The organism is Pseudomonas sp. IT-P258 (genome assembly GCF_949767825.1).
Classification (GTDB): Bacteria; Pseudomonadota; Gammaproteobacteria; order Pseudomonadales; family Pseudomonadaceae; genus Aquipseudomonas; species Aquipseudomonas monachiensis.
Map to the genome: position 1 here is coordinate 210,079 of NZ_CATKPU010000013.1, position 14,494 is coordinate 224,572.

Sequence of the window (14,494 nt, forward strand, 5' to 3'; positions counted from 1 at the left end):
AGTCGACACTGGCAACTAGCCAAGTTCGATCAATAGTTGACTATTAGATGTATCTACGAAACCAGGGGGAATCACTACACCTGTTCACAGATGGCTGATGGCAAGTTGGGGGCGTAAGTCGACCCGACTTCCACATTGGCTTTGGAAAATAAAATGCCCCGTACGTTGGTGCCGTAGGGGCTTTTTGACGCCATTCCACTGCGCCTGACTACCCTGACCTCATTGTTCAGAATGGATCAGCAGCAATTTTTTCGGCTGTTACTCCTCATGCGGTCCCCAGGTCTGGATGATATCAAAACGATACTACTGAGAGTATGGGCTCTGTCAAGTAGGTTGCACATGGAGAAGAGGAAGCGTTCAGCATCGCTGATACGTACATCGGTAACCCCGATGAGCTGAATAGTGAACTCGGCGGTGTTGTCCGCGCTGTTGCCGGTCAGCGTGTTAGCCAGGCTGTTGCATCGACCGGTTGAATCCACAGCCTATAGCAGTCTGTCGTAAGCAGCTCCTTTGGCCATCAGCATTTCCTGTGAGCCGCGAGGGGGCGAAACAGCGTAACGTTCGCAGAGCCTCGCGGCAGACCTCGGTTTTTTCAGAAACGGCGCTGGGCAAGCCTTTCCAATAGCGGTGAGGTCGGGAGCACAGTGCCACGGCACTCATTCCTCAGAAGCGAGCGCGGCATCCCCCATCACCTGTCGGGTGCCAGCGGCCGTCTGGCGGCCCACCTTGAACCACGCGGCGTACAACGCCGGGACGAAGAAAATCGTCAGCAGCGTCGCCACAGTCAGGCCGCCCATGATCGCTATTGCCATCGGCCCCCAAAACACACTGCGCGTTAGCGGGATCATGGCGAGGACGGTAGCCAGCGCCGTCAGCATCACTGGACGGGCCCGGTGAATGGCAGCATCCAGAACAGCATTCCACGGCTCACGCCCTTCGGCGATCTCGATTTGCACCTGGTCGATCAGGATCACTGCGTTGCGCATGATCATGCCACCCAGTGCGATGATGCCCAGGATCGCGACGAAACCCAGCGGCGACTGGAACACCAGCAACGCCGGCACTACACCGATCAAGCCCAGCGGCGCGGTCAGCACCACCATCCACATGCGGGAGAAGTTCTGCAGTTGCAGCATCAACAGTAGAAGAATGGTGATCATCATCAGCGGGGCCACAGCCAGCAGCGCCTTGTTGGCCTTGTTACTTTCCTCCACCGCACCGCCCACGTCGATGCGGTAGCCCGACGGTAGCTTCGCTTCGATATCCTTGAGCAATGGCTGGATTTCCTGCGTCACCGAAACACCTTGCTCGCCATCTCTCACATCGGCACGCACCGTGATCGCCATATCGCGGTTACGGCGCCACAGCACTGGCTCTTCCAGTTCAGAGCGCACCTGTGCGACTTGCGACAGCGGCACAACCGTGCCATGTCGCGTGTAGAGATTGATGTCTTTGAGTGTGTCGAGGCTCAAGCGCTCCTCAGGCACGGCACGGGCCACGATGTCGATGAGGTCCTCGCGCTCACGCAACTGCGACAGGGTTGCGCCGTTCAGCACGGTCTGGGTCGCCAGCGACACATCGGTCGGCGTGAGGCCAAGCGCGCTCGCCTTGTCCTGATCGAGCTCCACTTTCAGCGTGCGCACCGGGTCGTTCCAGTCAAGCTGGAGGTCGCGCACCTTAGGGTTGGCCCCAACCACCTTCTCCACGTCGCGGGCAATCTGGCGCACCACTTGGGTATCGGGGCCTACAACGCGGAACTGCACCGGGTAGCCGACAGGCGGCCCCAACTCGAGGCGGGTCACGCGCACCCACGCCTGCGGGAATTGTCGGTCAACCGAGGTCACCAGCCTCTCACGTACCCGTTCACGTGCATCCAGGTCCTTGGTCATCACAACGAACTGGGCAAAGCCCGGATTCGGCAGCTCGGGGTTGAGCGAGAGATAGAAGCGCGGTGCGCCGGCGCCGGTGTAGGCGGTATGGAAACGCACGTCCTCGTCTTTCGCCAGAATCTCCTCCATGTGCTTGACCTGCTCGGTCGTCGCGGCGAACGAGGCGCCTTCCTTGACGCGCAGGTCAATGACCAGTTCAGGGCGCGAACTGTTGGGGAAGAATTGCTGCGGCACTAGCTTGATACAGGCCAGAGCAAGCACCAGCGCGCCAAACGTCGCACCAATGACCACCCAGCGGCGCTCGATAGCGGTGTCGATCAGGCGGCGCAGGCTGCGGTAGAACTTCGTGTCGTACGGATCACCATGCTGGTGCTTGCCCAAGTCGTTGGGCAGCATCTTGACCGCCAGGTACGGCGTGAAGATGCCGGAGCAGATCCACGAAAACAGCACCGCGGCGCCGACGATCCAGAAAATGCCGCCCGCGTACTCGCCGGTGGTGGACTTCGAGAGGCCGATCGGCAGGAAGCCCACAACGGTGATGAGTGCGCCGGTCAGGCGCGGCATGGCAGTTGACTGATAGGAGAAGGCGGCTGCCTTAACGCGGTCCATGCCGGTTTCCATCTTCGCCACCATCATCTCGATGGCGATGATGGCGTCATCCACCAGTAGTCCCAAGGCGATAATCAACGATCCGAGCGAGATGCGTTCGAGGTTCCAGCCCATCGCCAGCATCACCAGCGCCACGCCGCCCAGCACCAGCGGCACCGTGGTCGCGACAACGAGGCCGGCGCGCCAGCCCAGGCTGGCCAGGCTCACCGCGATCACAATGATCAGCGCCTCGGCCAGCGCGTGCGCGAAGTCGTGAATTGCGTCCTTCACCGTGGTGGGTTGGTCGGCCACGAGCTCCAGCTCAACGCCGTGCGCAAGTTCCGACTGGATCCTGGCAACTGCCGTGTCCATCGCCTTGCCAAGGTCCACGATGTTGCCGTCGCTGGTCATCGTGATACCGAGCATCAGCACTGGCTGGCCGTTGTGGCGTACCGTGTAGGTCGGCGGATCCTCGAAACCGCGCGTGACGGTCGCAATGTCGCCGAGCTTGATCAGCCGGCCGCCCGCGGCGATGGGTACGTTGCGGATAGCCTCATCGCTGGCGAACTGGCCGCTTACGCGCACCAGGACGCGGTCACCGCGGGTGTCGATCTGGCCTGCCGGCGCCATGGCGTTCTGGCTCTTGAGGCTTTCGGCGATGGCCAGCGGTGTGATGCCCAGCGCGGCCAGGCGTTCGTGCGAGAACTCGACGTAGACACGCTTGGCCTGCTTGCCGATGACATCGATCTTCTTGACCATCGGCACTTTCAGCATCTGGCGCTTGATGTCCTCGGCCGCGTCCGACAGATCGGCGTGGCCGACGCCGTCGCCCTTGACGGCGTACATCAGGCCGTACACGTCGCCGTACTCGTCGTTCAGGATCGGGCCGATCACGCCGTCAGGCATCTCAAGGCTAAGATCGTTGAGTTTCTTGCGCGCCTGGTACCAGGCCTCGTGCTGGTCAGCCCTGGAGGTGCCGCCGCGCACGGTGAGTGTCATGCCTGCGTAGCCTTGCCGCGCGTAGGTGACCACTTTCTCGAAGTTGTCGATCTGCTCGAATTTCTTCTCCATGCGGTTGAGGACCTGATCCTGCAACTGCTGGGCGGTGGCACCCGGCCAGATGACCATGGCGGTCATGGAGGGCACGGAAAAGTTCGGATCCTCGAGTTGACCGAGCCTGGTGAAACTGAAGGCACCGGCCACCGCGACAATGAGGAGCATGAACAGGACGATGGCGCGATGGCGCAGCGCCCAGTCGGTGAGGTTCAGGTTGTTCATCGGGCGGCCTGCTGCGTGGTGTTCGCGTCAATGATCTCTGTGCCGGGGATCGCGACCTTCAAGCCGGATGCCATCTTCTGGACGCCGGCGGTGACGACCAAAACGCCGGTCTGCGGCCCGGAGACGAGCACCTCGTCATTGCGGTAGCCCCACACCGCCACACGCTCCAGTTCGACGATGCCGACCGGATTCTTGCCCTCAGGCGTGACCACCCACAGCGCCGGCTGGCCGCCGCTCTGCGTCAATGCAGTGGCTGGCACTGCCGCCACAGAGACACTTGTCATGACTCGCTCGGCCATCACCGTGGCGGTGGCGCCCAGCGGCAGCGCCTGCATTGGCTTAAGCCGCGCGCGATAGGTGCGCGTCTGCGCCGCAGCCTGCGGCGACAGCTCGCGCAGCGTGACATCGAAGACCTCGTTCGGCGCACTGGCCAGCGAGGCCTTGAACTGCGCATCCTTGAAGACGGCCAGTTGATCCTCGGGCACGTCGATGACGATCTCGGATTCATCCGGATTCGCAATCGAGACCACCGATTGGCCCTCCGCCACGACCTGGCCTGCCTCGAAGCGCACCGCCGTGATGACGCCGCTGCGCGAGGCGCGCAGCACGGTGTACTTGAGCCGGTTGCGCGCGAGTTCGAGCTTTCGCGCCTCGGCCTCGGCGGTCGCATGCGCGGTTTGGGCATTTGTATGTGCACGCTCGTCGTCGGCCGCACTGACCGAGCCGTCAGCCTTTAGCGCGGTAAGGCGTTGGTGGTCCGAATCGGCCTGACGAGTCTGCTCGACGGCAACTGCCCACTGCTGTTGCGACGCTTGCTCAGCGAGGCGGTAGTCGCTGTCGTCCAGCACAGCCAGTACGTCGCCTTCGCGCACAAATTGACCTACATCGACCTTGCGCTGGGCTACCTTGCCGCCCACGCGGAAAGCTTGATCGACTTCATGCCGTGACTGCACGGTGCCCACGAGGCGATTGCTTTCGCGGGCATTGTCGTAGCTGATTTCAACAGTACGTACCGGTCGTGGGGCCTGCACGGACGGCTGATCCGGGCTGCACGCGCAAAGCATGGCTGCGACGGCCAAAACGCCGGCCGTAGTAAGGGAATGTTTCAAGACGGTTCCTCTTTGGAAAACGACAGATTCTCAGGAAAGTGGTGGCCGGTCGGCTTCGGCGGATGCGGTTGGGTTGGAGGGTTGTTCGAACACCTGCCAGCCCCCGCCCAGTGCCTTGTAGAGCTGCACGCTGTCGAGCAGCAGTCGGGTGTTGCTTTCGTTGGAGTTCAAGCGTGCCGCCAGGCGCGCCCGCTGAGAGTCCAGCAGTGGCAACAGGTCGATTTGCCCGCGGTTATAGAGCGACTGGGCGCGGTTCTGCGCAGCCTCGGAGGACGCGGCGGCCAATTGCAGCGACCCTGACCGGCGGCGTTCCTGCGCAAGCGTGACGAGGGCGTTTTCCACATCCTCGAGCGCCCGTACGATGCCGTCTTCCGCGCGCAGCAGCGCCTCTTGTTGAGCACTTTCGGCCGCTTCGTTGATCGCTTGCGTGCGCCCGGCGTTGAAGAGCGGCATCGCCAGCAGGCCCGCGACGTTGGTGAAGCGCGCAGCGCCGAGATCGGCACCGTTCAGGTTGAGACCCTGGCGGCCGAAGGAAGCGCCGAGAAAGAGCTGCGGGAACCACTCAGCTTTCGCTTGCTGGCGACGAGCATTGGCGGCGTCGAGTTGTGCCATCAGCGCCAGTACGTCAGGTCGGCGTTGCAGCAACTCGGCGGGCTGACCGGGCTTGGCCGCGGGCACGTCGATCAAATCACCGCTTGAAGGCTGGATATTTGTGGTGTTGAAAGACTGGTCTGCGGTCAGCACTGCGATACGGTGACGCGCCACCGCCGCTTGGGTTTCCAGCGGCGGAATCTGTGCCCGCGCCGACAAGGCGTCGGTCTGCGCGCGTTCGACGTCGAAAGCGGATGCCAGCCCGACCTGTTGACGTGCGGTGACCAGGCGCAGCGTCTCGTCCTGCATCGCCGAGATTGCGCGAAGCGTCGCGACCTGGCGCTGCGCACCGACCAGGGTGAAGTAGTTGCTGACCACGTCGCTCATCACCAGCAGGCGCACTCCACGCATGCTGTGTTCCGCGGCCAGCGCATCGGCGTCAGCCGCCGCTGCACCGGCTCGCAGTCGGCCGCTCAGGTCGAGTTCCCAAGAGACGTCCAGACCCACACTGGTGGTCCTGGTATCCGGATAACCCTGTTTCGTGGCCGAGTTGTAGCCGCTGCTGCGATCGCTGCCGGAGACGGATGCACCGACGCTCGGGAGCAGCCAGGACTGACTGACGGTTTCGCCGGCACGCGCGGCGCGCAGGCGCTCGGCGGCAATCTTGACGTCGCGATTCTCGCGCGCTGCCCGGTGCACCAGATCCGTCAGGACCGGGTCGTGGTAGACCTCCCACCATGCCGCCTCGGGCTCCATTTCGGAGGCCGTGCTCGCAGCGAAGTTGCTCGGCAGGTCGACCGACGGCTTGACGACCGGCGTGGAGCATCCGGCCAGGGTGAGGGCGATCGAAGTGGCAAGGGCGGCCGCAACGACGAGCCCGGCCGGGCGCTCGGCCCGCTTCAAAGTTGTCCGGGCGGTGAGGAGGGGCAGTGGAAAGGAAGCTGGAAGTCGCGGCATCGCATTGGACTCGTGTGGATTCGAGATGGCATCAGCGTAGGGCCCGGGGTGCGCGAAGTCGTCAGCGAAGGGTCGCCGTTCGGTCGCCATGTCGAGCGCTCGTTCATGGTGGAGGCGTCACTCGCCGACGGCATCGGCCGCGCGCTCACCGGCCGCCGACGTGAGGTCCGAGTCGATCGACTCCAGCAACTCTTCGGCAGACGAAAACTCGCGCTGACGTCCGGTGACCAGGTTTTCGAGGCGGCCCACGAGGGCGCCGGGCGTGGCATCGCTGCGCAGCTTCAGGACGTACGAGCGACGATTGGGGTACTTGGATTCAGGGTTCAGACTCATCACAGACCAGGGGGCAAGAAAGTTCGACGACAGCGTAGGCCGTCCCCTGGGACGAGTCGTAAGCGAAAGGTCAGACTTCGGTCGGGAGCGTGGCGCTCCCACAAGTCTGTGCCCTTGGCTCTTCAACCAGACTTTGCCGCCTGAAGCAGCGAGCGCGCACGTTTCACCAGCTCGGTTCCCTGCGTTTCGGGCAACTGGTCAAGCAGCTCCGCCAGGGCCTGGCGGTCCTCGGTTGTGGCGTCGTATTGCTCACACAGCTCTACCAGCGCCTGCAGCTCCAGCCACGGTGCTTCCTGGGCGCGAGCCTCCTCAACCGCACGCCGCACCGCGTTGCTGCCCGCATCAAGCCGATCCTGCATCCGCGCAATCGATGCCTCCAGCAGCAACAGTTGCGGCAGGTACACGCGCTCGCCCAGCTCTTCCCCAACGTGTAGTGCTTCCTCTAGCTCGGCTTGCGCAGCGTCGCAATCACCCGCCAGCAGCAACGCTTCGGCGGCGTAGCCGAGCACCTCGCTGGCACCGGAGCGCATTCCAAGCCCGGTGTGTTCTTCATAGGCCTCACGGATGCGATGGTAGCCGTCGCGCGGTGCACCGTTGCGCGCGTCGGCCCAGCCGCGCCACCAGCGGCAAGCCGTTCGCCCCAGTGCGAGCGAATACTCATCGACCAACTTCTGCATGTCGTCAGCCAGCGCGGCCACACGCGGATGGTTCCCCAGCCGCACCTCGATCAGCACCTCCTGCCAGGCAGCGACCAGCCACGTCATAGGCTGGCGAAGCGCTTGCGCGCGGGTCCAGGCTTGCTGCATATGGGCCCGGCCTTGCTCAATCAGGCCAGAACGCACGAGTTCTATGGCCAGCATACCGTGCAGCATGACCTGAGGATCGACCGCAAAGACCTCGTTCGTCCCGATGTCCAGCGGCTCGGCGATCGCGAGGGCGCGCTCCAGCCAACGGCGGGTTGTCTGCGTGCGACCCTGGAGATGGTGCACCTCGCCCTGCACGATGCACGCCACCAGCATGAGCACTGGATCGTGCGCCTCGCTCGAGAGGGCTTCGGCGCGTTCCGCCACCTCCAGCGCCAACGCATAGTCGCCGCGCAGACCGAGCAGATAGCCGAATCCGTGCAGCAGGCGACCGCGCATTGGATGCTCGGGTACATTCGTTAACAGCGTGTAGGCGCGTTCGAACGCGTTCCTGGCTTCGCTGCCGACACCAAACGTGTGGAAAGCCGACACCCCCCGCAGTGTGGCCAGGGTAATTTCGAGCGCATCGCGCTCCATCCCTTCTGGTGCCTGCCGCAGCAGGACCAATGCGCGTTCAGTGAGGCCGATGCACAAGTCCGGGCTGAAGTGCAGCAGCGCGGCTTCTGCGGCCTCGGCGTAATAGCGCAGCGCGATCATCGGCTGCCGGGCCCGGTCGAAGTGCGTCGCCAGTTCCGAGGCAGCAACCGGCACGCTGGCCATGCGCTCGCGTTCGAGGGCAGTGCCAACCTGGCGATGGAGGTGGGTGCGCAATGAGCGCGGCGTGCGTTCGTACAGTACCTGGCGGAAGAGGGCATGTCGAAACGAGTAGGGTAGCTCCACCGTCTCCTCAGGTACGGCGGCCCGTGACCGCGTGAGCCACACCTGCTCGCGCACCAGTTCCTCGCAGGTGTGGGCCACAGAAGCGAGGTCGCGTTCGAGGGCCAGCGAAACCGTCTCAACCCGGAATTCGACTCCGCATACCGCCGCCGCCGAGAGCAGCGCATGCTGCTCCGGCCCGAGCCTGGTGATGTAGTGATCAATGATCGCCGCGAGGTTTTCGGGAACCGCCATCCCCGCCAGCCGGGCCTCGATGGTGGCGTCGTCGTCCGTGGTGTCCATCACTTCACTGATGACTGACGACACGAACAGCGGTACACCGTCGGTACGCTCGTGCAGGGCACGCACGAAGGCTTCATCGCGGGCCAGAGAGGTCGAACGCAGCGCGACATAGTCAGCGACTTCGGTTTCCGAGAATGGATCGAGCACCACTTCCTCGCACAAACGTTGCAGGCGCAGTTCGTGGCGCAACGAGTTGAGCGGATGATCGAGCGCCACCACCTCGGCGACGCGGAAGCTCGCCAGCCACATAAGCCGCGAGCGGCCACGTCGTCGTGCCACATAGTCGATGAGTTGGACCGTCGCCCGATCGCTCCAGTGCAGGTCTTCGGTTATCAGCAACAGTGGCCGCTGCTCGGTGTAGCGGTCGAGCAGTTCACCCATTTCCCGCAACATGCGGTCCGGACCGATGCCGGCAAGCTCGCGCCGCAACGCGTCTCGCTCTTGCGCGGTACTCAGCCACGGCAGCTGCAGCAACCAGGTCGGCGCCACGGCGCGCAGCAGCGCCGGCAGGGCGGGGTCACTGCGGCACAGATCGGCCAATGCCTCCAGCACCGGCAGGTACGGTTCGCCGGTGCCGTGGTGCTCCACGCAATGACCGCGTGCGCAGGCGATGCCGACAAGGCTGGCGAGGAAGTGCTCGATCAACGTGGTCTTGCCAATCCCCGGTTCTCCGGCAAGCCAGACCACTGCACGTTGCCCGTTGTAAGCGCGCTCCCACGCCTGTTGCAGTCTTGAGAGCTTGTCGGTGCGACCAATGAATGGCGGCGATGGATATGTATCCGCCGCTGACACCGTCGCGGGTGCCGATGGCATCGATGGTGCAGGGGAGGGCGTGGCGATGAAGCGATAGCCGCGTCTCGACACTGTCTCAATGAAGCGAGGCTGCCTGGGGTCGTCGCCCAGCACCTTGCGCAGATCGCTGATGGCCGTCTTCAGCACTGAATCACTGACGAACCGATGCCCCCATACGGCATCAAGCAAGGCATCTTTGGTCACCAGCGATCCAGGCTGGCGCGCAAGTACGCACAGCAGAGTGAAGGGTGTTGGCGCCAGCGCCACGGTTTCTCCGTTACGCAACAAGCAGGCGTTGGCCTCGTCGAGCTCGAAATCGACGAAACAGAGCTGGACTGGGTTCGGATGGGACTGCGGACGCGCCACGTTGGATTCCTGAAGTCTAAAACATGGGTGTGCCCTCGTGAGGCATGGCACGTGGTCACTCCAATAACAACGCTGATCGGCTCAGAAGCCAAGCCTCACCGGTCGGAAACTGGCCTTCGGCACAGCCCCGCATTGCCTCATCGTGGTGCGGTAATGATCCCGGAAAATAAATGACAAAAATATCAATATTGAAAAATATCTCAATATTACTTACCTTCACCCTTGCCTGACGATGAGATCTCCATGTCTCACGACTTCAATCACAACAAGGGCTCGAGATGAACAACAACAATAAAGGTACCGAACTGCCTCCCACCGCTGTCGATGTGCTGGTCGTCGGTAACGGTCCGGTAGGGGCGACAATCGCGGCGCTGCTCGGCCGCTATGGGGTAAAGACACTGGTAGTGGACAAGACCCATGAGGTCCTGCTGATGCCCCGCGCCATTGCCCTGGACAACGAGGCGCTGCGCATCCTGCAACTGGCCGGATTGTCGGAAGACGCTTTTGAGAAGATCGCTATCCCTGAAGTGAGGATGCACTCCCCGGTCCTCGGGCAATTCGGTCGGGCCAATACTGCGGGGTGCATCGACGGCCATCCCAAACTGGTGACTTTCTATCAACCCGACCTCGAACACGCGATGCGCAGCCAGGTTTCCCGGCTGAAGACAGTGACCAGTCTGGGAGGGTTCGAGCTCGAGAACCTGGTCGAGGAATCAGATTGTGTCGTCGCCACCGTACGGGGCGATGATGGCCAGGCGTTTCCCGTTCGCGCCCAATACCTGGTAGGTGTGGATGGTGCAAGCTCCAGGGTCAGGTCACTGATTGGCCAGGAATTCGAAGGGCAGACCTATGGTGAGGATTGGCTGATTGTCGATGCCAGGAACCGGCATACGTCAGCCATTGATCACGTTGAGTTTATCTGTGATCCACGGCGTCCAACGCCGCACATGCCCGCTCCCGGCGGAAGGGAGCGTTGGGAGTTCATGCTGCAACCAGGCGAATCCCGGGAGGAGCTGGAAAGCCCCGAAAGCATAGCCCGACTGATCGCGCCATGGATCAATCCGCAGGAGCTGGAAATCGAGCGAAAGGCGGTGTATCGGTTCCACGCGCGCTGCTGCAACAGATTCAGCAAGGGACGCATCTTTCTCGCGGGAGATGCAGCCCACATCACCCCCCCATTTGTCGGGCAAGGTCTCGTAGCGGGACTGCGCGATGCGGCCAATCTTGCCTGGAAACTGGCCTGGGTCCTTCGCGGCCAAGCCGCGCCTTCAGTGCTCGAAACCTATGACCTGGAGCGTCGCCCCCATGCCCAGGCGATGATCAACCTGGCGAAACTCATGGGCCGCATGGTGATGCCGAGAAACAAGGTCGCAGCTTTCTTCATTCACGGCCTGATGCGTACGCTGGCGTTGACTCCCGCTACCAGAAAGTACTTCGAGCAGTTGGACATAAAGCCAAAGAACATTTTCAAACAGGGGCTGTTCGTTCAGCATCGTCGTGGCGACAAGCTGGTTCGTGGCAGTCTGTTTCCCCAAGCCTGGGTTCGCAACATGCAACAGCAGATCCAACTGAGCGACGATGCTCTTGGAGCCAACCTGACCCTGGTTGGGTTCGGTGTTGACCCGTTGTCACTGCTGACCGCTGCCGAGGTCGTTGCCTGGGACAAAATGGGCGGTCACTTCTTGCAGATCGGACCCTGCGGCCAGCGCTCCGGCGGCGGTTGCGACTTCATCGAAGACCTGAACCATGACATCCTGCCACTGGCTGCCAAAGGCACGCTGGTTGCGGTTCGCCCCGACCGTATCATCATGCACCACGCCCCAGGCGTAGAGGCGGGCAGTCTCGTTCGAGATTGTATGGGCCTGTTGGCTAGCGCCGACGCCACAGCCGATAGCGCTTCCATTACCATAAACGAGCCCCCTCGATTAAGAGCCTGAAGATGCCTTCCCCCACTTTTCCTTCAGAAGTAACTGAGCAAGAGCCTCTCACTCGGGGCCACAAGAAGCGTGAACGCACCCGTCGCGGCCTGGTGGATGCGGCATTGCGTCTTGTCGCACGCAAGGAGGTGGGGGAGATTGCACTGCTTGATGTCGCCTCGGAAGCCGCGGTATCCAACGGCACCATCTACAACTATTTTCGAACGCGCGACGAAGTACTCGAGGCGGTTGGCATCGCCATGGCGAGTGAGTTCTCCGATGCCATTTCCGCCCTGAGTTCGGACGTGCACTGCGGTGCACGGCGGCTTTCGATAGGTGTGCGCATGTTCGTATGCCGGGCCGCCGAAGACTACGAATGGGCCAACGCACTGCTGCGCATCATCAATTTCGATCAGGCGATGCGCTCGCGTTTGGCTGACCATGTGCTGGGCGACCTGCGTGAAGGTCTGCGCGAGGGCATTTTCGCCTACGAGAACGAAGGCATTGCCCTGGACATGGTCGTATCGTGCACAACCGGAGCCATGCGCTCGGTTGTCGAAGGACGTGCAGTGGCGGAGCACGACCAGCGGGTCGCCGAGATGATTCTCCTGGCTCTGGGTGTAACACCTGCCAGGGCCAAGAGAATCGCCAGCAAACCGCTACCCTAGTACCGATGTCATCTCGGCCCGCCAAGGTTTACATGGGGCCGGTTTGACGGCCTTGCTGAGAATTATATTGAACGCGCTCGTTCAATAATTTCAGTGTGGAGAAATCCGAATCCCCTCCATAGACCTTACCGAACCCCTCATAAACCAGGTTAATACGAGGGATAAAACGCTTCGCATGGTAGTGATCGGAGCTGGTTCAGAAAAACAGGGTTGACTCATACTGAACACAGGTGTTCAATTGCTCCATGAGGTAATCCTGGAGAGAGAACCGTGGAATCCCTGAATCCAACACAGCGCCGTATTCATCAAGCTGCCTTTCGCCTGTTCGCTGAAAGAGGCACCTCACAAGTGAACATTCTCGACCTCGCCCAAGAGGCCGGAGTGGCGCGCGGAACGGTCTATAGCAACATCGACAACATGGAAAGCCTGTTCGAGGCGGTCGCCAGTCATCTCGCGAAGGAGATGCATGAGCGCGTCAACAAGAGCTTCAATTCCCTCACCGATCCGGCTCAGCGTCTTGCCAATGGCATTCGATTGTTTATTCGTCGGGCTCACGAGGACTCCCAGTGGGGGGCGTTCATCCACAAATTCGCCATGAGCAATTCTTCGTTGCGCGAAATGTTCAGCAGCCAAGCGACGACGGATCTTCTGAGCGGACTGTCCAGTGGGCGGTACACGTTTGAGAAGGCGCAATTGCTCTCTGTACTGACGCTGATATCGAGCAGCGTCCTCGGCTCGATTTTCCTGGTACTGGAAGGGCACAGAACGTGGCGCGAATCGGGCTCTGACACGGCCGAGCTGGTGCTGCGGGCATTGGGTGTATCACCAGAGGAGGCTCGTGCGCTGGCGACCACAGAGTTGCCAGCACTTCCTTCCCTCGACTGAGTTAGTTAACTGACCCAACCAGACACCCCTGATTTTCAGGGGTGCGGGGACGGCTTTGCTCTAAAAACCCGGAAAACAAGAACAATGACCCACAAAAATGAAATGCCCCGGTTAGCGACACTACAACCTGCCCGGCATCCGCAACCGACGGTGAAGGCCCGGGATCTGACTCACCTGATCTTTCAACGGCCGGACTTGAACGAGGCGGCGCGTTTCCTGACGGACTTCGGCCTGACGGTCAGTCAGCAGGACGCCGATACGCTTTACCTGCGCGCCACCGACCCCACTGCATACTGTTACCGTGTCCATCGTGCAGAACAGGCACGTTTTGTCGGCTTCGGACTGGCAGTCCAGTCGCTCAAGGACCTGGAAAAACTGGCGCGAATCCCAGGCGCGTCGTTGGTCGAGAAATCGGAACATCCAGGTGGTGGGTATTACGTCAGACTGACCGATCCTTCCGGGTTCATTGTGGAAGCTGTTTGCGACCAGACAGCAGGTAAAACGCTGGCACACCGGGCACCGCTTGCCTGGAATCTGGCGCACGAGCAACCGCGGATCAACGCCACGCAGCGTCCGCCGATTGCCCCCCCTGAAGTGCTCAGGCTTGGCCACATCGTGATCGAAGTGGCTGACTACCAGGCGACCTGTGCCTGGTATACGCAGCATTTCGGGTTTATTCCCAGCGATGTTCAAGTACTTCCCGATGGCGCCCCCATCGTCGCCTTCATGCGCCTTGATCTTGGTGAAACGCCAGCGGATCACCATACGCTCGCGATCGCGCAAGGGTTCATGGCGACCTATAGCCATAGCGCCTATGAGGTCGTCGATGCCGACGCGGTGGGCATGGGGCAGCGCGTCCTGCGAGAGCGGGGGTGGGAGCATTCATGGGGAATCGGTCGGCACATCCTGGGCAGTCAGATCTTCGATTACTGGCAAGACCCTTGGGGTGATAAGCACGAGCATTACTGCGACGGGGATATTTTTACGGCCAGGCAGCCTACAGGCATACATCCGGTGAGTCCCGAGGCAATGGCGCAGTGGGGGCAGCGCATGCCCAAGAGTTTTACAAAACCCAAGATGAGTTTGGCCAAATTGCGTGTGCTGATCCGTAACCTGCGACGCAGCCCGGACATAACCATTCGTAAGTTGATAACGCTCATGCGGATGTTTGGGTAAAGCCGCCATGTCGGGCAATGCAACAAGGTATGGCCGGCGAGACGTGCTCAAGGCCGGCGCCTTGATCGCCGGCGGCTCGTTGAT

The 14,494-nt window shown here is 61.7% G+C and carries 9 protein-coding genes; 4 read left to right on the forward strand and 5 right to left on the reverse strand.

Going from position 1 to position 14,494, the window contains the following annotated elements:
• Nucleotides 1–656 precede the first annotated feature (656 nt).
• The 5 genes from ACM6G4_RS03470 to ACM6G4_RS03490 all read right to left on the reverse strand — a co-directional run bounded on the left by ACM6G4_RS03470 (nt 657) and on the right by ACM6G4_RS03490 (nt 9,765).
• Nucleotides 657–3,755, reverse strand: a complete 3,099-nt coding sequence (locus ACM6G4_RS03470) for an efflux RND transporter permease subunit (protein ID WP_414913061.1) — start codon at nt 3,753–3,755, stop codon at nt 657–659.
• Nucleotides 3,752–4,864, reverse strand: coding sequence for an efflux RND transporter periplasmic adaptor subunit (locus tag ACM6G4_RS03475; RefSeq protein ID WP_414913062.1), 1,113 nt, complete (start codon nt 4,862–4,864; stop codon nt 3,752–3,754). The genes ACM6G4_RS03470 and ACM6G4_RS03475 overlap by 4 nt, the downstream gene beginning before the upstream one ends.
• A gap of 30 nt (nt 4,865–4,894) precedes the next feature.
• Nucleotides 4,895–6,412 carry a TolC family protein gene (locus ACM6G4_RS03480; protein WP_414913070.1) on the reverse strand — a complete coding sequence of 506 codons (1,518 nt, stop codon included), beginning with the start codon at nt 6,410–6,412 and terminating at the stop codon, nt 4,895–4,897.
• A gap of 117 nt (nt 6,413–6,529) precedes the next feature.
• Nucleotides 6,530–6,745: a hypothetical protein gene (locus tag ACM6G4_RS03485; protein WP_414913063.1), complete on the reverse strand. Its 216-nt coding sequence runs from the start codon at nt 6,743–6,745 to the stop codon at nt 6,530–6,532.
• A 122-nt stretch (nt 6,746–6,867) separates the two neighbouring features.
• Nucleotides 6,868–9,765: an AAA family ATPase gene (locus tag ACM6G4_RS03490; protein ID WP_414913064.1), complete on the reverse strand. Its 2,898-nt coding sequence runs from the start codon at nt 9,763–9,765 to the stop codon at nt 6,868–6,870.
• A gap of 278 nt (nt 9,766–10,043) precedes the next feature.
• On the opposite strand from ACM6G4_RS03490, the gene ACM6G4_RS03495 reads away from it, so the two are divergent.
• The 4 genes from ACM6G4_RS03495 (at nt 10,044) to ACM6G4_RS03510 (ending at nt 14,410) form a co-directional block, all read left to right on the forward strand.
• Nucleotides 10,044–11,702: a bifunctional 3-(3-hydroxy-phenyl)propionate/3-hydroxycinnamic acid hydroxylase gene (locus ACM6G4_RS03495; RefSeq protein WP_414913065.1), complete on the forward strand. Its 1,659-nt coding sequence runs from the start codon at nt 10,044–10,046 to the stop codon at nt 11,700–11,702.
• 2 nt (nt 11,703–11,704) lie between these two features.
• Entirely contained in the window at nt 11,705–12,349 is a 645-nt protein-coding gene (locus ACM6G4_RS03500) for a TetR/AcrR family transcriptional regulator (RefSeq protein WP_223542091.1), read from the forward strand.
• Nucleotides 12,350–12,619: 270 nt separating this feature from the next.
• Nucleotides 12,620–13,234: a TetR/AcrR family transcriptional regulator gene (locus ACM6G4_RS03505; protein ID WP_223542092.1), complete on the forward strand. Its 615-nt coding sequence runs from the start codon at nt 12,620–12,622 to the stop codon at nt 13,232–13,234.
• 84 nt (nt 13,235–13,318) lie between these two features.
• On the forward strand, nt 13,319–14,410 hold the full coding sequence (locus ACM6G4_RS03510; protein WP_223542093.1) for a VOC family protein: 1,092 nt from the start codon (nt 13,319–13,321) through the stop codon (nt 14,408–14,410).
• The last annotated feature ends 84 nt before the right edge of the window (nt 14,411–14,494 follow it).

Bases quoted from the DNA above. Each gene is read 5' to 3' on its own strand.
- ACM6G4_RS03470 (WP_414913061.1), bottom strand. From the start codon at position 3,755: ATGAACAACCTGAACCTCACCGACTGGGCGCTGCGCCATCGCGCCATC.
- ACM6G4_RS03480 (WP_414913070.1), bottom strand. From the start codon at position 6,412: ATGCCGCGACTTCCAGCTTCCTTTCCACTGCCCCTCCTCACCGCCCGG.
- ACM6G4_RS03485 (WP_414913063.1), bottom strand. From the start codon at position 6,745: ATGAGTCTGAACCCTGAATCCAAGTACCCCAATCGTCGCTCGTACGTC.
- ACM6G4_RS03495 (WP_414913065.1), top strand. From the start codon at position 10,044: ATGAACAACAACAATAAAGGTACCGAACTGCCTCCCACCGCTGTCGAT.
- ACM6G4_RS03500 (WP_223542091.1), top strand. From the start codon at position 11,705: ATGCCTTCCCCCACTTTTCCTTCAGAAGTAACTGAGCAAGAGCCTCTC.
- ACM6G4_RS03510 (WP_223542093.1), top strand. From the start codon at position 13,319: ATGACCCACAAAAATGAAATGCCCCGGTTAGCGACACTACAACCTGCC.